We start from the raw sequence: 21,190 nt of genomic DNA, 5'->3' as shown, positions 1-21,190 counted from the left end.
TTCATTTTTCCTTAAGAAATTTTCTTTTTCTTTTATGATATAGACATATTTTGAACACAATTTATCTGTATACTAAGAGTCAGATAGTTGATAAACAACTATCTCCCCCCTCATAAAGTAAGCGCAATCGGGTTACCCCGATTGCCGCACTTTACTCTCATTCCTTTAGAAATTAAATAAAAGCACAAGAAAACCCGCTGGTCGAAAGATCAGTGGGTTTTCTCGTTACTGTTTATGAAACACAAAATATCAGGGAGCTGCAAAGCAGCTCCCTGAATCACATACGATTATTCTTCTACATCCTGCACATCATAATACTTGATCAGCGCCTGTGTCCCAAGCTCTCCAAGCCCTTCCTGTGCCAACTCTTCATAATTTGACAGTACCAGACTCAGCACCTCAAGACTCAGTCCGCTCATATTCGCCTCAGTCAGCGCAAGCTTCATATCCTTGATGAAATGCTTCATAAAGAATCCCGGTGCATAATCTCCGGCAATGATCTTTGGTCCAAAAACATCCAACTGTTTGCTTCCTGCTGCCCCGGTAGAGACCGAATCAAAAAGGACATTCAGATCCAGTCCTTTGGCCTGCGCATAGGAAAAGGCCTCACATACACCACTTAAGGCACCGGCGATCATAATCTGATTAGCAAGCTTTGCATGCTGTCCACATCCGGCTTTTCCCTGATAATTGATGTTTGTTCCCATTGCTTTGAAAAGCTCCATACAAGCTTCATAATCTTCTTTCTCGCCGCCGACAAGGATGGATAATGTAGCGTTTTTTGCTCCGGTATCCCCACCTGTTACAGGCGCATCCAGCACATGGAATCCTTTTTCTGTGCCCTCTTTTGAAATCTTTTCTGCAAGCATCGGGCTTGTAGTTGTCATATCAATCAGATAGGTTCCCGGATCTGCATTTTCCAGAATACCGCCTTCATCGAAGTAAACCTCTTCCACATCTCTCGGAAAACCAACGATGGTGATCACTGCATCACATCCAGGTACACATTCTTTGATAGATTCATGGAAAATTGCACCCTCGCTGATCACATCATCAACCTTTGATCTGGTTCTTGCATAGATATGCAGCTCATACCCTGCTTTCATAAGGTTGCGCACCATAGATTTCCCCATGATGCCAACACCGATAAATCCTATTTTCTTCATACCATACTCCATTCTGCCGTACCCACTCACGACACAATTTTCTTTCCAGTGATATCTTCCAGATAATCTGTCTCACGCCGCACAGACCGTTTCTCTGTCTGCGCGTTCCAGGCATCACGCAAAATCTACTCAGGACTTACAATCTTTCCAGCCATCGCACAGCTTGCCGCTGTTCTCGGAGATGCCAGATAAATCTCAACCTTAGAAGTTCCCATACGTCCAAGGAAGTTACGGTTGTTGGTTGCAACCACACGTTCTCCGTCTGACAGAATTCCTCCGGTACGTCCACAGCAAAGTCCGCAACCTGGATGGGTAATGATCGCACCTGCCTCAGATAAAGTCGTAAGGATTCCCATATCTGCTGCCTGTTTGTAGATCTTACGGCTCGCCGGAGTCACGATCAGTTTTACAAAATCCGCAACTTTTTTGCCCTTTAACACTTCTGCTGCTGCCTGAAGATCCTCCAGACGTCCGTTTGTGCAAGAGCCGATAAATACCTGATCGATCTCGGTTCCTTCTACCTCGGATACATTTCTGATTTTGTCAACCTGTGACGGAAGGGCCATAACCGGTACAAAGTCCTCTGCTTTATAAGTGATCGTTCTCATATAAGTTGCATCCGGATCACCAACCAGACTCTTCTGATAATCATTTAATTCAATATTGCAATACTCGGCAGTTTTCTCATCCGGTGTGAAAAGTGCGCATTTTGCTCCTGCTTCGATTGCCATGTTTGCCATTGTCATACGGCTTGCAACTGTCATATTTTCAATGGTGCTTCCGGCAAATTCAAGTGCTCTGTAAGTAGCACCGTCTGCTCTTAAATCACCGATCAGTCGTAAGATGATATCCTTTGACATAACATTTTCCGAAAGTTCACCATCGATCACAACTTTGATCGTCTCCGGTACCTTGATCCACATCGTTCCGGTTCCAAGGATACTTGCCATCTCGGTATAACCGATACCAGATGAAAATGCTCCAACACAACCATAAGTTGTGGTATGGCTGTCGGTTCCGAATGCGATATCACCCGGTTTAACATAGCCAGCCTCTGTCATCAGCTGATGGCAGATTCCGTCACTTCTGTGTACATGTGTAAGTCCGTATTTATCTGCAAATGCATCTCCGGTACGAAAATGTCTGGTATCATCCTGCTGACTTGCCGGAACCAGATGATCATAGATCAGAACAACCTTGTCCGGATCATGCAGTTTCGTAAATCCCATTTCTTCAAATTTTTCTGCCACAAAGGGGATGAAAATATCATGGATCATCACGCGGTCAACGTTAACCGTCACAATGTCTCCCGGCTTTACGGCTTTTCCTGTATTGTGTCTGATAATTTTTTCAATAATCGTCTCGCCCATTTTCTTCTCCTTTCCGGTTAATCCAGTCCATTCAGCTTGCGCATGGCTTTTACCAGACCGCCAGCCTGAATAATGCTCATCAGATTCTCCGGCAGAGAAGCAATCGGATATTCCTTGCCATTATAATCCACATGCTCATTCATCACTACCGTGATCTCGTCGCCCTCTTTCATATCATCATAAAGATCCGGCTGTTCAATCAGAAGGAGTCCGTTGTTGATCGAATTACGGAAAAAGATCCTTGCAAATGATTTGGCGATCACACACTGCACACCCATTGCCTTGATGATCTCCGGTGCCTGTTCTCTTGACGAACCGCAACCAAAGTTCTTTCCTGCTACAATGATATCCCCCTTCTGGATCTGTCCGGCAAGTTCCGGACGAAGAGGAGAAAAGCCATACTGCTTCATATCATCGATTGTCTTGAGTGCAAGGTATTCAGTTGGAATGATGATATCGGTATCAATGTCATCTCCAAGAACCCATACACGCCCTGTAAATTTATCCATCTTATGTCACCTCGTCAAACGTAATTTCGTCTCTTACACATCACTTGCCAGTGCAATTTCTCCGGCAATGGCAGATGCTGTAACGGTTGCAGCCGATCCAAGATATACCTTGGAACTCGGATGTCCTGCACGTCCCTTAAAGTTGCGGGTTCCTGTACTGATCAGGACTTCATTTTCACCGATTACGCCCTGGCAGCTTCCCCAGCATACACTACAGTTCGGGTTCATCACGATCGCACCTGCATCCATGAAGATGTCGATCAGTCCTTCTTCCAGAGCCTGTCTGTAAATAGTCTGACTTGCCGGAACAACAAGGAATCTTACTTTTTCAGATACTTTCTTTCCTTTGATAACCTGTGCGCCTACACGGAGATCTTCGATACGTCCGTTGTTGCAGGATCCAAGGAATGCCTCATCAATCTTGATACCGCGCACGTCTTTTGCCGGCGCAAGATTGTCTACAAAATCCGGTTTTGCAACAACCGGCTCTACCTTGGATAAGTCAAATGTATATTCTCTTACATAATGCGCATCCGGATCGCTGTGATATACAGCCTTTGGCTCGCGTCCATGCTCTTTTAAATATTCCATTGCCACATCATCAACTTCAAAAATACCGGTCTTAGCTCCGGCTTCTACTGCCATATTGCAAAGTGCGATACGGTCACTGATTGTCAGTGTCTTCGCGCCCTCTCCGGTAAATTCCATCACCTGATAGTTACATCCGTTGGCTCCGACTTCACCGATGATGGTGAGGATCAGATCTCTCGCATATACACCTTCCGGCAGCTTTCCAACCAGGTTGAATTTCACAGTCTCCGGTACCATTACCCAGGAAGTTCCTGTTACCATACCGTAAAGGAAGTCTGTACATCCAACACCGGTTCCGAATGCACCAAGTGCACCGTAAGAACAGGTATGGCTGTCTGCACCAAAGATCAGTTCTCCCGGACGAACATAATTTTCCATCATAATCTGGTGGCATACACCTTTCCCTTCCCAGAAATCAATGTGGTTTGCCTTTGCAAAATCACGCATCTTCTTCTGGGATGCGGCTGTCTTCGGACAGTCAGACGGTACGTTATGATCTACGATAAATACCAGCTTGCCTGTATCTGCAATATGTGGATTTTTTAATTTATTATTATACATATCAACGGTAAGATGTGTAGTTCCGTCATTACTCATCAGACGATCCAGTTCTACTGTATGGATGTCACCCGGCTTTACGCTTTCCACACCGGCTGCCGCTGCAATGATCTTTTCAGCAATTGTCATTCCCATCGTCTATTCCTCCTCACGGTTCAGAGACGCAATAAGTCCGCCCTGATTCAAAATATTCTGCATATATTCCGGCAGTTTTGTGCAGGAATAAACCTTTCCATTTGCCTCAGCGGTTCCTTCCAACATATGAAGCTCCATCTGATCTCCGGTCTTTACTTCATCCGGAAGGTCTTTACAGACAATAGCAGGAAGTCCGATATTGATAGCATTTCTATAAAAAATTCTTGCAAATGATTTTGCGATAACAGCTTTTACACCTAACGCTTTTAACACACCCGGAGCCTGCTCTCTGGAAGATCCACATCCAAAGTTCTCTCCTCCGACCACGAAATCTCCCGGTTTTACCTTCTGTGCAAAATCCGGATCCAGAGATTCAAATGCGTGGCTCTTCATCTCCTCAAGATTCGGCAGCAACAGATACTGGGATGCGATGATCTGGTCTGTATCCAGATCGTTATGAAATTTAAAAATAGTCCCTTTTTCCATAAAGCATATTCCTTTCTGTATACACATGATTCCTTTATTTTAAGGCTTTTCCGGCATTTCCGCAAGGGAATATTTTAACAGGCTAACGTTGTACTTTATTCAATTCCTATTTTTCATAGGTCCCCTTGCAAATGATTTTTTCTTTTTGCATAAAGATTTTTCCACCTGCAATATAACTGTCAAGCTTCAGGTCATTGTCCCACAAAAGCAGATCTGCATCGGCTCCTTTTTGTATTGTCCCTTTCTTACCCTGCAATCCCAGTGCCTCCGCTACATGTGATGTCATATATGGAAGTGCATCTTCCAGCTTCATATCAAGCTCATGTACCATATACAGAAGTTCTTCCCGCAGCGCATCTACTGAGGAAACACCGATTTCCAACAGGCCTCCGTCTTCTCTGTATTTTGACCAGCTTCCGTGTCCGTCGGAGCTGATAGTAATATGCTCTGTCGGGATTCCCTTTTCTTTTGCTTCTAAAATGCATCCGCCCGGACAAAAGTCTTCACTGATGCCACAGGTGAGATCGATGTATCCACCCTTTTCAAGCAACTGATAGCCCTCTTCCAGAAGACCTTTTCTGCGGTTCACATGAGTCGGACGGAAAATCTTGATCGGAATCATACTCTTTTCCAAAGCTTCAAACACCGGCGACAATCCAGCATCTGCATCTCCCATATGCAGCACCACGATTCCAGGTTTTCCACTTAACATACCTGCCGTTCTGGTCTTGCTCGCAAGTTGGATCAGTTCACTTTCCGTCACATTCGGTGCCCGATGATCTGAAATGGCAAGTTTCACGCCAAGTACTTTTTCAACAAACATAATATCCCGATCTACCTCTCCGGTAATAGTCGGACTTGGATATCCATATGCACCGGTAAGCATATACGCACTTACCCCTTCTTCGCATAAAGCCTGTACTTTTGCGTAAAGATTTTCAACACTCCTTGTAAGTCCGTCCGTTCCAAGAAGTCCTACAACCGTTGTAATTCCGCCTTTTACCAGTTCTGACAGCTGAAGTTCCGGTGTACGGGTATGAAAGCTTCCTTCCCCACCGCCTCCGGTAACATGAACATGCTGATCAATAAACCCCGGTGTAAGAATTCTTTCCTCTGCATCAATAACTTCACATGCGATCGGAAAATCCTCGATCTTATCTTCCATACATTCAATTTTTCCCCCACATACTAAAAGATCCTTTTTTCCAACATACTCCGGTGCATAAACTTTTGCATTTTTAATAAGTAACATTTCTTTCCTCCTCTTTATGACATTCTTTTATTTTCATACATTAATTTGTCTGCCTGATGAATTACCTCCGCAATCGGATGTCCCCATGTGTATCTACTATCTCCCTTCCCTCTTAATTTTATCTTTCTATATTATCCTGCTTCTTCAGCAATTCCAAAAGCTCTTTTTCAGGAAGCGGCTTGGAAAAATAATAGCCCTGAATCATATCGACTCCCCAGCTACTGATCTGTTCCATTTCTTCCTGTGTTTCCACTCCTTCGGAAACGATATGATAATTCATTTTATGAAATGTTTCTACAACGCTTTCATAAAAAATTGCCCGTTTCTCATCCCTACAGATATCAAAAAGCAGAGATCTGTCAACCTTGATCACAGAAAACGGAAGCCTCATTACCGTATTCAGATTCGCATATCCGGAACCAAAATCATCCAGACAAAAACCGATGCCAGCGGCCGTAAATTCCTCCGCAACTCTTCTCAGACCTGCATTGTATTCAGTCGCAACCGTTTCCGTGATCTCAAACTGTATCCAGTTATGTGGAATCTTATAAGCATCCATAATCCGGATAAAATGTCTGCTACAGTCATTTCTCATCAGATCCAGAGAAGACAGGTTCACTTTTACATTCAGAAGATGCCTCATCAGGTATCGGTTTTCTCCTAAAAATCTGCAGACACGACTAAACTGTAGATCTGTGATCTGTTCGATCATGTGATTCTTTTCTGCAATCTGAATAAATACATCTGGTGCGATCCAGCCAAGCTCCGGATGCTGAAGGCGACTTAGCGCTTCCAGTGTGATAAAGCATTTTTTCCGTGTAGAGTAAACCGGCTGATAGTATATCTCGAACAGATCCTCTGTAATCGCCTTATGCAAATACTGTTCTACCCGTTTATTATAAAGGAAACCATTCATCGTCTGATAATCATCCTGTATCACCTCTGTCAGACCATTTTTCGCAGATAAGGCTTCCAGATATTCAGCATATTCTAGAATAAGCCCGCTGTCTCCGAGTTTCTGCGCATTCATGATCCCGCTTATGATCACAGGCACCGTAATAATTTTATTGTTGACATTCTGCTTACTGTTTCCATCAAACATTCTCTTCAGCTGCGTAAGATAATATTCATATTCTTCAAGTGAACCGGTGAGTATCATAAAACTCTTTCCCGTTGTACGAAATGCTTTTTTCCCGCACATCTCACCAAGTTTTCTTGCTGTCAGCTTTAAGATTGAATTACCGCCCTGTACCCCCGCGATTTTATTAATGTGCTTCAATTGATAAAGATACACCGTAATAATGTGAAATGATTTTCCCGCACTGATCAGCTCATTGCTTTTTCTGACCAGATACAGATGATTGTATAATCCGGTAAGTGTATCGATATTTGCATGAGGATTGTTGATCGTAATAAATAGTACCAGAATTCCCAGACTCATACCAAATCCTGTTGTAAGAAGCGGATGATATAAAAGCTGGATCACCACTCCCGCACCGGATATCAACAGGATTTCCAGCAGGCTCTTCACTTTTTGATAGCCCAGTTTTTTCCGCCATATGACAATAAGGATCAAGGCTGCTGCCATATGACAAAGTGCACTGTAATACATCAGCATATACCATGGACCTTTCATATAGCCTGCCGGTATATCAAAATAAAACAGCTTTTCTGTGAACGGGTTTGTCAGAATCATCCCCATCAGAATGAATGTCGGCACACCTGATAAAAACATCTTTTTTGCCGAAATGATCTTATTATCATGTAATGTCTGAATATAACAGATCACCGTAAACGGCAGCAATGCCTGAAGCAGATAAAAGATTGTTGTTGCAAGCATTGCAGCAATTTCACAATTACTATTTGGAAAAGAAATATAATAATTACTGGCAAGTTCCGCAACCACATCTAAAATACCGATGATGGCAAAGAAAAGGAATACCTGATTATTCAGATCCTCTGCTCTTTTCTGTCCCAGAAAATACCATAAAACCAGCAACAATATAACCATTGCCGCAATAAGAAAATCTATATTATAAGTCATATTTATCCTCCGCCGGTTTTTATTTATTTGAACAAAGCATATCGTCTGCCTGCTGTTTCCAGTCACTGAATGAAAGAAGACTACCATTCTTTTCTCTCAGATAACTATACCCGAACTTCAGCCGCACAGGCTGTCTGTTTCCACATTCTTCTTCCATCTCTTCTTTTATAAAATGCTCCCATTCTTCCGGTGTCTTTTGCGGATTTTTTACGATAATCGCAAACTCATCACCTTCAACACGAAAACTTACCGCCTGCTGTTCCAGAACACTCCTTTCTGCACTCTGGATGCTTCTTGCCGTTCGGATAACCGTTTCATCACCCATCTGTCTTCCAGACATATCATTAATCTTCTTCAGTTCTGCAATTTTCACAAACAACAATAATACATTTTCAAGTAAAATCGCACCCTCCTGGATCTCTTCAAGATACATCTCAAATGATTTCCGGTTTTTCATATCTGTCATCCGGTCTTCCAAGGACATTCTCCTATAAACCTCCTGTTCCAGGCAAAACTGAATGTTGTTGGATACTTTACAAAGCAATCCCCAAAACAAAACAGCAATATAAAGAAGAATGCCAAACTGGAAAATAGATTCATACCAGTAAATGGATAATACCCAGTACAGTACCAGTGCGATTACACCGCTTATCCCTAATACACCAAATGCCTTTAGACAGAGATTTACTTCCTTCTCCTGCGTTTTCCGATACTCTTTCCACAAAAGAAGGATCATAGACACAACCCCCGTAAACAATAAGAGATGTGTGATATATAACATATGTATAAAAGGAATCTTAAACAGAAGATGCAGGATCCCCTGTAAAACAGCATTTGCATAAAGAAGAAAAATCCAAACCTGCGGTATCCATCTTACACTTTCACTTACTGTATTTTGTATAAATAGCAGCATGGGAACAGGAATCGTCATAAACGCATAAAAGGATATCAGTGTTCCTGCTGCGTTCTGACTTCCATACATCTGATAAATCCCTGAATCAAAAATACACCACAAACTGCATAGAATCAAAAACAGTGCTACATTTAAAAATCTCTTTTCTACAATTTGTCTGTGTCTGGTATATAAAAAGACAATTACCGAGACGATACCGAGACCAGTCATTCCCAAAATCATCAGTATCGAAAAAATTGATTCTAGCAGATGCTGCCTAAAAAGAAAACAAAACTCTCCGATCATCGGGGCATACACATATAGTCTGGCATTCTTTTTAGTTTCATAGCTGATTGATAACACTTCCTGCCCGATTTTCTCCGGCAAAGAAATATCTGCCCATATTTTCCCTTTCATCTGCCTGTTTTTTTCAAATCTGTTATCCTTATATTGGTAGAGAAGCCGGTCTCCTATGCAGACTTCCAGCTGATCCTGTATTCCTCGGATTGACAAGATTTTTCCCTTATCAGCCTCTGATAACATATCATTGTAAAGAATGATCTGCCCATCTTTATCCGCTGTAACAAAACACGGCAATTTGAGCTCCGTCTTTTTCCCATCCTTCAGCTGATACCATCCATTGCTGAAGGTGTACAACTCGCCCCTTTCCGACTCCGTACTCGGCTGATACAGTATTCTGACAAAAATAAGCAACAATGTCACAATGAGCAAAATGCAGAATGCTTCAATTTTTTTCCATTTCTTTCCTTTTTTCATTTCCCTCATCTCCTATGCATTCTGCCGGAAGCTTTTCTACATAGAAAATGTAATTTCCTATGAAACAAAAAAGTCACCTGCGTTATACAGGTGACTAAAATTTAAGCCGAATAACTTTTTTCACTTACTCTATTAACCTATTCGCATCTTCTTATTGCAACCGGCTGACATAGCGTACTGCCTTAGTCCCTTTGGCTTTGCGTCACAGTTTTTCAACAGCTTTGCCCCTATAAACATAATTCAAGTATAGCATATTCAAGATGACGAAACAATATTTTAATTATTATAATAATCTATAGTTTTACACATAATCCATAACAAGAAACATCGGTTTAATTGCTACGATTTCATCATATTCTTCTTTCTCGACCACTACATCCGAATTCAATGCTTTCAAATCGCTTTTCAAAACCTGTAATGCTTCAGGAATTGTTTTTGCCCGTTCTTCTCTCATGATCTCCTGCATTCTCTGTAGCACAATTGGATGAGCATAATGAGCAGGTATTGGAAATTCCGGATACTTTCTGATATATTCTTCCATCTGCTCAATGACTCCCGAAAGCTGATTTTCAATATATTTTCTGTTATTTTTTGATGTAGGAAGCACATTCGCACCGGCAAAAAGAAAGATTGCCGCAAGACCAAACAATAAAAAATACATTCCAAATCCTGCATGTGTCGTTAATGCATAAATGCCATAAACAAATGCTGCCGCACCCATGATCACAATTGCAAGTGCCACCCACTTATAAGTGGGATTACTTCTGTCATAGGTTCTTTTTTTCTTTGCTGCCAGACTCAGATTCATATATAAATCCGACTGGTTCTTCAAATATTTCTTACAGATTCCTTGCTTCGTCCAGCAGATTCATTTTCATTTCATAATATGCCGGACTCATATCCAGATAATGCTTGTGAGGATTTTCAAACCGTTGTTCCTCCGGCCAAATTTCCGTATCAAGCTGCCTTTTCACATATGCCCTGATTTCTTCCAGAGATTGTACTGGGGCTATACGTCTGCCGTTTTTGACTATCAGCTTTTGCAGTTTCTTTGCAGTACAATTTTCAAAATGTCGGTTCTTCCACGGCTTTTCTGGATCGACATAGCGGTACGGATTTGTTAAATCCACTTCTTCCTCCGCACCTGTAATCAGATCAGCAACCGCCTGCCCACAATCGCCAAATATTCGATATACCTGCTTTAACCCGGGATTGGTGATTTTCTCTACGGTTTCCGATACTTTAATCCTCGGAACAAAGGAGCCGTTTTCTTTCACCGCCGAAATCTTATAAACTGCTCCAAACACAGGATCGCTCTTTGCCGTAATCAACCGTTCCCCAACGCCAAAGCTGTCAATCTTCCCGCCCTGATACAAAATAGAAGTAATCGTATATTCATCAAGACTGTTTGACACTACGATTTTACAATCTTCAAGCCCTGCATCGTCCAGCATTTTCCGGACTTTTTTAGAGAGGTACGCCAAGTCTCCTGAATCCAGGCGCACTCCTTTCAAACGCCGGTTCATCGGCTCCAGCACCTCTTTTGCAACACGGATCGCATTAGGTACGCCGGAATGAAGCACATCATAGGTATCTACCAGGAGCACTACATTGTCCGGGTAAATCTCCGCATATCGCCGAAACGCCTCATATTCATCTTTAAAATACATGACCCAGCTATGCGCCATTGTCCCGTTCACCGGGATTCTAAATTTCTGACCTGCCATTACAGTGGCCGTACCGGAAGCCCCACCGATATATGCTGCCCTTGCGCCGTAGACTGCCGCATCAATATTATGCGCCCGCCTTGCTCCAAAATCTGAGACAATGCGTCCCTGCGCTGCCCGGACAATCCGGCTGGTCTTGGTGGCAATCAGGGATTGGTGATTGACCTGAGTGAGAATCGCCGTCTCGATCAGCTGTGCATCAATCAGAGATGCAACGACCGTAATGACCGGCTCGTTGGGGTACATAACCGTTCCTTCTGGAAAAGCATAAATATCTCCTGTAAATCGGAACTCTTTCAAATATTGCAGAAATTCTTCTGAAAACAGATTCAGAGAGCGGAAATAATCTATGTCCGCGCTGTCGAAATGCAGATTTTCTGCATATTCAACTACCTGCTCCAGACCGGCAAATACCGCATAGCCGCCCTGGTCGGGATTCTTCCGGTAAAACACATCAAAAACGACCTTCTGCGTTTTCTGCTGGTTAGCGAAGTAGCCATTTGCCATTGTCATCTCATACAGATCCATCATCATGCTGATGTTTCTTTTATCAAACTGCGTCACTATCCTTCCTCCCATCTTTCAAAGTAAACAAAATTTCTCCTTAAAACTGCTTTAAGTTTTCAGAACTTCCAGCAGAATCAGTGCAAGATCTCTGTCCATGCCCATCGCCTTATTCTGAATCTGATGTGGAATGTAAATCTCGCCCTTATTAAAGGTAATATAAAAGGCATTCGGTTCCGTATCTGCCCATGTTCCCGCATGGAAAGCACAGCTTTTCCGGTTTGTTTTTACCGTCACTGACAAAAACCTGTCCTGGTTTATGAAACGGGCAGGCTTCAAAATGGGGAATGCATATTACCTTGCCGGTTCATGGGCAACTTCTGACTTTAATATTGTGATTTTTACATTCTTTTTCATTACATATTCTCCTTAAGCTCATGTAGAAAGAGGGATAAATCTTCACATACCGCTAGACTCTTTCCTTTTAGATGTTCTGGCGAACTCTCTTTCGCAAGATTCACTGTCACCAGAAATGTTTCTGGAAATTTGTCGGCCATCTTCCAAAAGGGAAGTTTAATCACGCTGGGCGTCATATCGCCTACTCCTAATTCCAGCAGGAGCAGCTTTTTATCCTGATTTTTACGGACAAAATTCTCATATCTTCGATATGCGATTTTCCATGCTTCGCCCTGTAAAAATGTACTGTCCTGCACCCACGGAACCATTTTCCAGCCGCAGACAGGACAGCGGGGAATCAGTTCTGACGGAACTTCCAGGCCGTTCATGCTCTTTAACATATCCTCGACCAGTCCGTGATTTTCATACAGTTTGTCATGGCATGGCTGGCTGCACTGAAAATAGCGGAAGTCCCCCTGGAACTGGCAAGTTCTTTCCTCCGGGAAAACCTTTGGAACCTGAATATCACAATTTGTCGTCAAAATAAAATATTCCTTTTCTCTCAAAATCTCCAGAAGGTCAATGTACGGCTGACCCACAGGTGCTTCTTCCATAAATCTTATATAGCGTGAGTAAAAACCCCACTGCTGTTCCGGCTTTGAGTAAACGTAATAGAACCCCTGAAAAAGACTTTGAATTCCATAGGCTTTCTCAAAATCATGGAAGTTTTCTTCAAATACGGTATTATGATGATAATGATTATAGCCAGCCGCGCTGGACAGCCCGGAGCCTGCTCCTACAAGCACTGCATCCGCCTGCCGGAGCAATTCTGTCGTGGTTCTGATGCTCTCTGCTCTCATTTCATTTCCCCACTCAAAATCTTTCTGGTGTCAGTCAATACCTTTGCAATATCTTCCCGGATTGCCATCCCCTTATTTTTTAGTTCATCCGGCACAATGGCATCCCGCGGATTGATGGTGATATAGAAGGCGCCCGGCCATGTGTAAGTGAGGTTCCAAAATGGCTCTTGAATGAACATCGGCGTCATACGACCCACACCGAGCTCCAGAAACAAAACCTTTTTATGCATATTCTTTTTCAGGAACGTATTGAGTTTGTTGTGTTCTTCATGGTACTTTTTGCCCTCCAGAAACACCCATGAACGTACCCATGGTTCCATTTCCGCGCCGCACTTCGGGCAGCGAGGAATCATATCCGTAGGAACCCGCAGGTCAGGACCAATGGCGTCATTCAGCTTATGTAGTGTTTCCACAGAATCATAAAGCTCGTCATGACACCGACGACTGCACTGGAAATACCGCCAGTCTCCCTGAATCGCGCTGATTTTTTCCTCCGAGAATATACGGCTAAACTGTGTATCCTGATTGGTCGTCAGGATATAATAGTTTTTATCTTTCAAAATTTCAGACAGATCATAATAGGGCTGTCCGGTCCTGGCGTCCAGGATCATGCACAGGTTCCGGGCAATGAATGCCCACCGTTCCTCGCTGGTACGGTAGTGATAATAGAACCCATCAAAGGAATTGTGGTAGCCATGTTTTTTTTCAAAATCACCTAAATTCTCTACAAAGTCCTTATCCCGTTCATAGTAGTGCCGGTAGCCTGCGGCAGCTGACATTCCCGAGGCTGCTCCCACAACAATGGCACCAGCCTCTTTGATGTGTTCGGCAAACAGTTTTACCTGTTCTTCATAGCTTTTACTTTTTGTCGTTATCATCTTTAAAATGCTCCTTTTTCTGTATTTTCAGTTTTGATTTATGGCGGACAAAAGATTGCAATTGCCTTTTACATGCACATCACCATTCGCATTAAGTTGCAAGTTCACACTGCACTAACAAAAGACTCTGCCTCTTTTTTCAAAGCAGCAAGCGTTTCGTCCAGATATCCGTTCACTCCAAAAGATTTCTCCTTAATATCTTCCGTAATGTACACTTCTCCGAGATTGATCGTTATATAGGCTGCGTTCGGCTCTTGAGCCGTCAACCGCATAAGGGGAGCTTTGATCAGCTGGTTTCTCCATCCGATCCCCAGTTCCAGGATCACAAGGTTTTTCCCTTGATATTTCTTCAGGAAAGTATCCAGACGTTCCTTTTCCGCTGTCGGCTGGATAAAATTGGGCCCGATCATATGAATCTTCATGGGACCTCCGCACTCCGGGCAGCGAGGAACCAGCTCTAATGGGATTTTCCCGTCCTGCTCCTCTGACGCCATCTTCTCCGCAAGATCCAGCACAGGATACAGCTTCTGATGACATCCGGACGCACACTGCATAGTCAACCAGTTCCCTTCTATCTCATAGATTTTCTCTGGATCAAAACCACACATCTCAAAATGGCACTCTCCGTTGGATGTAACCACAAAATAATCTTTCTCTCCTATGATCGCTTTCAGGTCTGACATCACTTTACTCTCTTTATATTCACCGCAGTAATGATTGATCAGCCTGCTCCAAAATCCCCATTTTTCTTCTTCTGCAGGCCACTGTGCGCTCATGCCGTGCAGGATACATGTCAACCCATATTTCTTTTTCAGATCGCCGAATAATTCCCGGAACGCCTGATCATCCGCAAAAAGATGCAGTCCTTCCGTAATGGAAAGTCCATTGCTCGCTCCGATCAGGATGGCATCCGCTCTTTTTATTTTTTCCGCAATTTTTTTCAGATCACTCATACTGTCTACTCCTTCTTTTCACTTCTCATATCGAAATTTTTTGTTCATCTGTATTGCTTCACTGCTTCTTTCAAACTTACAAGCATTTCCTTCAGGTCATCTTCCAGCTAATTTCACAGCATCCCTTAAGACTTTTGCAATATCCCCCACAATCGTCATCCCCTTGTCCTCAATCTGCTGAGGCAGGAAATCATATTTATTATTCACAGCAATATACCGTGCATGAGGAAGGGAAAGTGTCAGGTTCCAGAAAGGTTCCTGAATAAACATCGGTGTCATCCTTCCCACCCCAAGCTCTAAGAACACTATCTTCCTGTCCTTGTTTTTCAAAATATAATCGGATATTTTCTGATATTCTCCCTCATATTTCTTACCCTGAAGAAAATTGCCATATCCCCGCACCCACGGGAACGCCTCACCGCCGCAGTGAGGACATCGTGGAATCATCTCAGATGGCACATAGGTGTCATTTCCCATTGCACGAATCATCTCTTTCACCGGTTCCACGGCATCCCATGTATCATCCGTGCAACACTTCGCGCACTGTAAAAACCGATGGTCTCCCTGGATCTCGCTGACTTTTTCCTTCGGATAAAGTTTTATGAACTGGGTATCCTGATTGGTCGTCAAAATGAAGAAATCTTTTTCCGCAAGTAGCCTGTCCAAATCCAGATAAGGCTCCCGTACCGGTGCGTTCTGCGTTGTGTTTAAGAAGGTCGCCACATATCCCCAGTGTTCCTCTCGGGTCGGGAATGGGTATTGCATTCCAGCAAACGCGCCATGAAATCCGTACTTTTCTGCAAACCTTCCAAAATACTTCCGATAGGAAGCATTATCTTCATAGTAAAAATCTCCGCCGCCTGCCGCTGACAGCCCGGACGCACCGCCAACGACGATACAGTCAGCCTCATTTAGCTCCTGCACCAGGCGGCTGATCTGTTCCGAGTACGGCAGCGGCTTTTTCTTCGTGAGTATATATGGCGTCTTTCCGGACGCATACATTCCATAATATTTTGAAAAATTCGTCTGTGTCTGCATTACAAGTTCTTCATAAAACGTCATTTCCTGTCTTCCTTTCGTATTTACTGTAAATTTTATTTTAACACCAATTCTTACTCTATCATGGGGTTGCCTTTCTGTCAATATGTTGTTATAATTAAATTAACATCTAGGAGGGATTATTTATGAAATATTCAACAAAACTCAGTGATGCGGTTCACATCCTTGCATTTATCGTACTGAACCCCAATGGTTCCCTGACCAGTGACAGTATTGCGGAAAGCGTACACACCAATCCCGGCTGTGTGCGCCAGCTTATGTCCAGTCTGCGCCGAGCCGGTCTCATCTCCAGTGTCAAAGGTCATCCAAAACCATCTCTTACCAAAGAGCTTTCGACGATTACATTGTTGGATATCTACAGAGCGGTAGAAGGAGAAAAGCCTCTGCTTCATCTGGATACTCATACTAATCCGGAATGCGGTGTTGGCATCTATATTCAGTTGTCTCTTCAGGATTTTTTTGACCAAATCCAGGAAAAAGCAGAAGAAGAAATGAAGTCTATCACTCTACAGGACATCCTTGACCGATATCAGAAAAAAACCGTCCATCTGAGCAAAATTTCTTTCTGATCGGGGATTGAATATATGATGTGCCAGAACTGCATACAGCATATAAGCTGACAAAATACCGAAGTGCCAAATCCCAAACTGGAAGAAGTGCTCCAATTACTGGAAAAATTGATTATTTAAGAAGATTAGGGTGCCAAAAGGTTTAATACTTACGCAGATAATCAGTTTATGAAAGATTATCTCAATAGGAACAAACAATTTTCTGACGGTTCCTTTATTGTTGCTGATGGGACATACAGTGGAGAAAAGAACTCACATTTAGCATCTGAGCATAACCTAAGGCTTGTTACAACTAATTTTACAGGACGTAAGCCACATGCGAATGTGAAAACTGTCCATACAAAAAACGCTGTAATCCACGATTTTTGAAAACACGGGTACGAAAAGAATTATCCTGGAAATCTGTTGGAAGAGCAGAACAATTGCAATACATGAAAACAGAAAATTTCTCTGAGTATGCAGGGTTTAGAAATGGAGTTGAGGCAATTCCCGCTCTTCTTCGTCAAAGATATCATGTGGACAAGATACCTGTGAACGGAAAAAAACGCACTCGATTATTCTTCGGATTTAAAATAGCAGCATTAGATTTTCAAAAGCTATTAGATTATACCAATAGCTTAGATTTGTATGCTCCCCATAAACGATAGGTTCAAAATCATATTTTTTACCAGTTCGTGTTAAATTTTTAAGGTACAAACAAAATCAAATATTAAAATGGTGCTTTTGACATTCTAATCCTATAAAGCAAAAAAGCACGAAAAACTAACGTTTTTCGTGCTCTTTGAGAGGCGCCAACCAGATTTGAACTGGTGATAGAGGTGTTGCAGACCTTTGCCTTACCACTTGGCTATGGCGCCAGATGACTCCGACGGGAATCGAACCCGTGTTACCGCCGTGAAAGGGCGATGTCTTAACCGCTTGACCACGGAGCCAGATATTGATTTTTTTCAAAATTAAAATCTGCAAGTAATTGGCTGACAGATTTTAGAACTCCCCGAGTTGGGTTCGAACCAACGACCCTTCGGTTAACAGCCGAATGCTCTACCGCTGAGCTATCGAGGACTACTTTCATTATTATAAACACTTTACATATATTTTGCAAGTGCTTTTTTCATTTTTTATGTACTCTGAAAACCACATACAAATTTAAATCTTCACTCCATCCATTCTTCCTTACCCTGTCCTACCTTCTTGGTTATGCCCTCGACCGATTAGTAACAGTCAGCTCCATGCATTACTGCACTTCCACCTCTGCCCTATCTACCTTGTCGTCTTCAAGGGGTCTTACAACTTTCGTTGGGATATCTCATCTTGAGGGGGGCTTCACGCTTAGATGCCTTCAGCGTTTATCCCTTCCTGACTTGGCTACTCTGCCATGCTCCTGGCGGAACAACAGATACACCAGCGGTCAGTCCAGCCCGGTCCTCTCGTACTAAGGCCAGCTCCTCTCAAATATCCTACGCCCACGCCGGATAGGGACCGAACTGTCTCACGACGTTCTGAACCCAGCTCGCGTACCGCTTTAATGGGCGAACAGCCCAACCCTTGGGACCTACTTCAGCCCCAGGATGCGATGAGCCGACATCGAGGTGCCAAACCACTCCGTCGATGTGAACTCTTGGGAGTGATAAGCCTGTTATCCCCAGGGTAGCTTTTATCCGTTGAGCGATGGCAATCCCACTTTATACCACCGGATCACTAAGTCCTACTTTCGTACCTGCTCCACCCGTCGGTGTCGCAGTCAAGCTCCCTTCTGCCTTTGCACTCTTCGAATGGTTTCCAACCATTCTGAGGGAACCTTTGAGCGCCTCCGATACCCTTTCGGAGGCGACCGCCCCAGTCAAACTCCCCACCTGACATTGTCCCCCAGCCGGGTCACGGCTGCTGGTTAGAAATCCAATACTGCAAGGGTGGTATCCCAACAGCGGCTCCGCATCAACTGGCGTCAATGCTTCTTCGCCTCCCACCTATCCTGTACATACAATATCGAATCCCAGTATCAAGCTGGAGTAAAGCTCCATGGGGTCTTTCCGTCCTGGCGCAGGTAACCAGCATCTTCACTGGTATTTCAATTTCACCGGGTGCATTGTTGAGACAGTGCCCAAATCATTACGCCTTTCGTGCGGGTCGGAACTTACCCGACAAGGAATTTCGCTACCTTAGGACCGTTATAGTTACGGCCGCCGTTTACTGGGGCTTAAGTTCAAAGCTTCGCTTGCGCTAACCTCTCCCCTTAACCTTCCAGCACCGGGCAGGCGTCAGCCCATATACTTCACCTTACGGTTTTGCATAGACCTGTGTTTTTGCTAAACAGTTGCTTGGGCCAATTCTCTGCGGCCAGCTCTCACTGGCACTCCTTCTCCCGAAGTTACGGAGTCATTTTGCCGAGTTCCTTAACAATGCTTCTCCCGTCGGCCTTAGGATTCTCTCCTCACCTACCTGTGTCGGTTTACGGTACGGGTACAGTACAAACAATAGCGGCTTTTCTTGGCAGCTGGCTCACACATTTCCCTACTTTTGTTCGGTATGCATCACGTCTTCGGATTATAGTGCGGATTTGCCAACTCTACTCCTACCTCGCTTGCCACGGGATTCCATTCCCGCTAGTGCTCTCCCTCTGCGTCCCCACAGTTCTGTTATACTGCAGTACAGGAATTTCAACCTGTTGTCCATCGGCTACGTCTTTCGACCTCACCTTAGGCCCCGACTTACCCAGAGCAGATCAGCTTTACTCTGGAAACCTTGGGTATTCGGCCGGAAGGATTCTCACCTTCCTCTCGCTACTCATTCCGGCATTCTCTCTTCTTAAAAGTCCACAGCTCCTTCCGGTACTGCTTCTTCCCTTTAAGAATGCTCCTCTACCAATTAACTACGTTAATTCCTGAGCTTCGGTAGTGTGTTTCAGCCCCGGACATTTTCGGCGCAGGACCTCTCGACCAGTGAGCTATTACGCACTCTTTTAATGTATGGCTGCTTCTAAGCCAACATCCTGGTTGTCTTTGAAATCCCACATCCTTTTCCACTTAACACACATTTTGGGACCTTAGCTGCAGGTCTGGGCTCTTTCCCTTTTGACTACCCAACTTATCTCGTGTAGTCTGACTCCCATGAATCATCTTACTGGCATTCGGAGTTTGATATCCTTTGGTAAGCTTTGACGCCCCCGCGGGAATTCAGTGCTCTACCTCCAAAAGACTCTCATGAGGCTAGCCCTAAAGCTATTTCGAGGAGAACCAGCTATCTCCGGGTTCGATTGGAATTTCTCCCCTATCCACACCTCATCCCCACCCTTTTCAACGGATGTGGGTTCGGACCTCCATTGCCTTTTACGGCAACTTCATCCTGGACATGGATAGATCACCCGGTTTCGGGTCTACTCCATCTGACTTCACGCCCTATTAAGACTTGTTTTCACTTCGGCTCCATTCCTTAAGAACTTAACCTCGCCAGATGGCGTAACTCGCCGGACCGTTCTACAAAAAGTACGCGGTTCATCATTTAAAGATGTTCCACAGCTTGTAAACACAGGGTTTCAGGTTCTCTTTCACTCCCCTCCCGGGGTCCTTTTCACCTTTCCTTCACAGTACTATGCGCTATCGGTCACTAAGGAGTATTTAGCCTTACGGGGTGGTCCCCGCTCATTCCCACAAGGTTTCTCGTGTCTCGTGGTACTCTGGATCCCGCCTTGCTGACTCGTCTTTCGCTTACGGGGCTTTCACCCTCTCTGGCTGGCTTTCCCAAAACCATTCTGCTAAACTTATCAGATCAATTACGCGGTCCGAACCCCGGAATGCACGCATTCCGGTTTGGGCTCTTCCGTTTTCGCTCGCCGCTACTCACAGAATCACTTGTTGTTTTCTCTTCCTCCGGCTACTTAGATGTTTCAGTTCACCGGGTTCCCTTCCATACGTTATGGATTGGCGTATGGATGACTGGAGTCTGTCCAGCCGGGTTTCCCCATTCAGATATCTCCGGATCATCGGATATTTGCTCCTCCCCGAAGCTTTTCGCAGCTTATCACGTCTTTCATCGGCTCTTAGTGCCAAGGCATCCACCCTGCGCTCTTTCTAGCATAACCAACTCCCTTCTCCCACGGGAATGGGATCCGGTTACACATGCATAGCGTTGCATGCGTTGGTATTTCAGGTCGTTTTTTTACTTCGTTTTCTCGAAGATGTAAGTTAATCATTACCTTGCGGTGATGATCACCTCGGATGTCTTTCTCTATTTGAGAATTGATTTATTTTTGTATGCAGTTTTCAAAGTACATGCGGTTCTTTCGAACCTAGTGGAGAATACGAGATTCGAACTCGTGACCTCCTGCTTGCAAGGCAGGCGCTCTCCCAACTGAGCTAATCCCCCATATTCAATTATCTTTTAAAGAAGTGGGCTTAAGTGGACTCGAACCACCGACCTCACGCTTATCAGGCGTGCGCTCTAACCGGCTGAGCTATAAGCCCTTCC

The 21,190-nt window shown here is 44.0% G+C and carries 16 protein-coding genes, 5 tRNA genes, 1 rRNA gene, 1 pseudogene and 1 riboswitch; of the genes and pseudogenes, 2 read left to right on the top strand and 21 right to left on the bottom strand.

Annotated features, from left to right (window positions below; all coding sequences use genetic code 11):
* Positions 1–287: 287 nt before the first annotated feature.
* The 15 genes from PG766_RS03925 to PG766_RS03855 form a co-directional block, all read right to left on the bottom strand.
* Positions 288–1,166, bottom strand: a complete 879-nt coding sequence (locus tag PG766_RS03925; protein ID WP_270590433.1) for an NAD(P)-dependent oxidoreductase — start codon at positions 1,164–1,166, stop codon at positions 288–290.
* A 125-nt stretch (positions 1,167–1,291) separates the two neighbouring features.
* Entirely contained in the window at positions 1,292–2,536 is a 1,245-nt protein-coding gene (locus PG766_RS03920) for a 3-isopropylmalate dehydratase large subunit (protein WP_270590432.1), read from the bottom strand.
* A gap of 17 nt (positions 2,537–2,553) precedes the next feature.
* On the bottom strand, positions 2,554–3,045 hold the full coding sequence (locus PG766_RS03915) for a LeuD/DmdB family oxidoreductase small subunit (protein ID WP_008371705.1): 492 nt from the start codon (positions 3,043–3,045) through the stop codon (positions 2,554–2,556).
* A gap of 33 nt (positions 3,046–3,078) precedes the next feature.
* Complete coding sequence (locus tag PG766_RS03910) at positions 3,079–4,329, bottom strand: 3-isopropylmalate dehydratase large subunit (protein ID WP_055157885.1); 1,251 nt, start codon at positions 4,327–4,329, stop codon at positions 3,079–3,081.
* 3 nt (positions 4,330–4,332) lie between these two features.
* Positions 4,333–4,815: a LeuD/DmdB family oxidoreductase small subunit gene (locus PG766_RS03905; protein ID WP_044998914.1), complete on the bottom strand. Its 483-nt coding sequence runs from the start codon at positions 4,813–4,815 to the stop codon at positions 4,333–4,335.
* Positions 4,816–4,921: 106 nt separating this feature from the next.
* Positions 4,922–6,067 (bottom strand): beta-aspartyl-peptidase, encoded by a 1,146-nt coding sequence (gene iadA / locus PG766_RS03900; protein ID WP_270590430.1) that lies wholly within the window; start codon positions 6,065–6,067, stop codon positions 4,922–4,924.
* A gap of 118 nt (positions 6,068–6,185) precedes the next feature.
* Positions 6,186–8,111: a GGDEF domain-containing protein gene (locus PG766_RS03895; RefSeq protein WP_270590429.1), complete on the bottom strand. Its 1,926-nt coding sequence runs from the start codon at positions 8,109–8,111 to the stop codon at positions 6,186–6,188.
* Between the two features lie 19 nt (positions 8,112–8,130).
* A complete protein-coding gene (locus PG766_RS03890; protein WP_270590428.1) occupies positions 8,131–9,780 on the bottom strand; it encodes a sensor domain-containing diguanylate cyclase in 1,650 nt (549 codons plus the stop codon).
* Between the two features lie 152 nt (positions 9,781–9,932).
* Positions 9,933–10,016, bottom strand: a riboswitch (cyclic di-GMP riboswitch).
* 65 nt (positions 10,017–10,081) lie between these two features.
* Positions 10,082–10,588 carry a hypothetical protein gene (locus PG766_RS03885; protein WP_243014541.1) on the bottom strand — a complete coding sequence of 169 codons (507 nt, stop codon included), beginning with the start codon at positions 10,586–10,588 and terminating at the stop codon, positions 10,082–10,084.
* 31 nt (positions 10,589–10,619) lie between these two features.
* Positions 10,620–12,086 carry a nicotinate phosphoribosyltransferase gene (locus PG766_RS03880; RefSeq protein ID WP_182438654.1) on the bottom strand — a complete coding sequence of 489 codons (1,467 nt, stop codon included), beginning with the start codon at positions 12,084–12,086 and terminating at the stop codon, positions 10,620–10,622.
* A gap of 36 nt (positions 12,087–12,122) precedes the next feature.
* On the bottom strand, positions 12,123–12,308 hold the full coding sequence (locus PG766_RS03875; RefSeq protein ID WP_118199558.1) for a hypothetical protein: 186 nt from the start codon (positions 12,306–12,308) through the stop codon (positions 12,123–12,125).
* Positions 12,309–12,427: 119 nt separating this feature from the next.
* Entirely contained in the window at positions 12,428–13,267 is an 840-nt protein-coding gene (locus tag PG766_RS03870) for an NAD-dependent protein deacetylase, SIR2 family (RefSeq protein WP_117558994.1), read from the bottom strand.
* A complete protein-coding gene (locus PG766_RS03865) occupies positions 13,264–14,145 on the bottom strand; it encodes an NAD-dependent protein deacetylase (protein WP_118199557.1) in 882 nt (293 codons plus the stop codon). The genes PG766_RS03870 and PG766_RS03865 overlap by 4 nt, the downstream gene beginning before the upstream one ends.
* Before the next feature lie 104 nt (positions 14,146–14,249).
* Positions 14,250–15,098, bottom strand: coding sequence for an NAD-dependent protein deacetylase, SIR2 family (locus tag PG766_RS03860; RefSeq protein ID WP_117824775.1), 849 nt, complete (start codon positions 15,096–15,098; stop codon positions 14,250–14,252).
* Between the two features lie 96 nt (positions 15,099–15,194).
* Positions 15,195–16,160, bottom strand: coding sequence for an NAD-dependent protein deacetylase (locus PG766_RS03855; RefSeq protein WP_118199556.1), 966 nt, complete (start codon positions 16,158–16,160; stop codon positions 15,195–15,197).
* Between the two features lie 122 nt (positions 16,161–16,282).
* Here PG766_RS03855 and PG766_RS03850 point away from each other — a divergent pair, with 122 nt between their 5' ends.
* Positions 16,283–16,726: an Rrf2 family transcriptional regulator gene (locus PG766_RS03850; protein WP_117824777.1), complete on the top strand. Its 444-nt coding sequence runs from the start codon at positions 16,283–16,285 to the stop codon at positions 16,724–16,726.
* Positions 16,727–17,058: 332 nt separating this feature from the next.
* Positions 17,059–17,373 (top strand): annotated as a pseudogene (locus PG766_RS03845) (transposase); the annotation flags it as partial.
* A 139-nt stretch (positions 17,374–17,512) separates the two neighbouring features.
* Here the strand turns inward: PG766_RS03845 and PG766_RS03840 are convergent.
* The 6 genes from PG766_RS03840 to PG766_RS03815 form a co-directional block, all read right to left on the bottom strand.
* Positions 17,513–17,583, bottom strand: a tRNA-Cys gene (locus tag PG766_RS03840).
* Between the two features lie 3 nt (positions 17,584–17,586).
* Positions 17,587–17,658, bottom strand: a tRNA-Glu gene (locus tag PG766_RS03835).
* A 58-nt stretch (positions 17,659–17,716) separates the two neighbouring features.
* Positions 17,717–17,788 (bottom strand) — tRNA-Asn (locus tag PG766_RS03830).
* 129 nt (positions 17,789–17,917) lie between these two features.
* Positions 17,918–20,804, bottom strand: a 23S ribosomal RNA gene (locus PG766_RS03825).
* A 211-nt stretch (positions 20,805–21,015) separates the two neighbouring features.
* A tRNA-Ala gene (locus PG766_RS03820) sits at positions 21,016–21,088 on the bottom strand.
* 24 nt (positions 21,089–21,112) lie between these two features.
* Positions 21,113–21,186: transfer RNA gene (locus PG766_RS03815), tRNA-Ile, on the bottom strand.
* Positions 21,187–21,190 lie beyond the last annotated feature (4 nt).

Source organism: Coprococcus sp. LG101-27, assembly GCF_027695515.1.
GTDB classification, from domain to species: Bacteria; Bacillota; Clostridia; order Lachnospirales; family Lachnospiraceae; genus Allocoprococcus; species Allocoprococcus comes.
The sequence above is the reverse complement of the archived record's forward strand: the minus strand, read 5'-3'. Positions and strand labels throughout refer to the sequence as shown.

Coding starts and splice junctions, on each gene's coding strand:
- PG766_RS03925 (WP_270590433.1), bottom strand. CDS start 1,166: ATGAAGAAAATAGGATTTATCGGTGTTGGCATCATGGGGAAATCTATG.
- PG766_RS03920 (WP_270590432.1), bottom strand. CDS start 2,536: ATGGGCGAGACGATTATTGAAAAAATTATCAGACACAATACAGGAAAA.
- PG766_RS03915 (WP_008371705.1), bottom strand. CDS start 3,045: ATGGATAAATTTACAGGGCGTGTATGGGTTCTTGGAGATGACATTGAT.
- PG766_RS03910 (WP_055157885.1), bottom strand. CDS start 4,329: ATGGGAATGACAATTGCTGAAAAGATCATTGCAGCGGCAGCCGGTGTG.
- PG766_RS03905 (WP_044998914.1), bottom strand. CDS start 4,815: ATGGAAAAAGGGACTATTTTTAAATTTCATAACGATCTGGATACAGAC.
- iadA (WP_270590430.1), bottom strand. CDS start 6,067: ATGTTACTTATTAAAAATGCAAAAGTTTATGCACCGGAGTATGTTGGA.
- PG766_RS03895 (WP_270590429.1), bottom strand. CDS start 8,111: ATGACTTATAATATAGATTTTCTTATTGCGGCAATGGTTATATTGTTG.
- PG766_RS03890 (WP_270590428.1), bottom strand. CDS start 9,780: ATGAAAAAAGGAAAGAAATGGAAAAAAATTGAAGCATTCTGCATTTTG.
- PG766_RS03885 (WP_243014541.1), bottom strand. CDS start 10,588: ATGAATCTGAGTCTGGCAGCAAAGAAAAAAAGAACCTATGACAGAAGT.
- PG766_RS03880 (WP_182438654.1), bottom strand. CDS start 12,086: ATGGGAGGAAGGATAGTGACGCAGTTTGATAAAAGAAACATCAGCATG.
- PG766_RS03870 (WP_117558994.1), bottom strand. CDS start 13,267: ATGAGAGCAGAGAGCATCAGAACCACGACAGAATTGCTCCGGCAGGCG.
- PG766_RS03865 (WP_118199557.1), bottom strand. CDS start 14,145: ATGATAACGACAAAAAGTAAAAGCTATGAAGAACAGGTAAAACTGTTT.
- PG766_RS03860 (WP_117824775.1), bottom strand. CDS start 15,098: ATGAGTGATCTGAAAAAAATTGCGGAAAAAATAAAAAGAGCGGATGCC.
- PG766_RS03855 (WP_118199556.1), bottom strand. CDS start 16,160: ATGACGTTTTATGAAGAACTTGTAATGCAGACACAGACGAATTTTTCA.
- PG766_RS03850 (WP_117824777.1), top strand. CDS start 16,283: ATGAAATATTCAACAAAACTCAGTGATGCGGTTCACATCCTTGCATTT.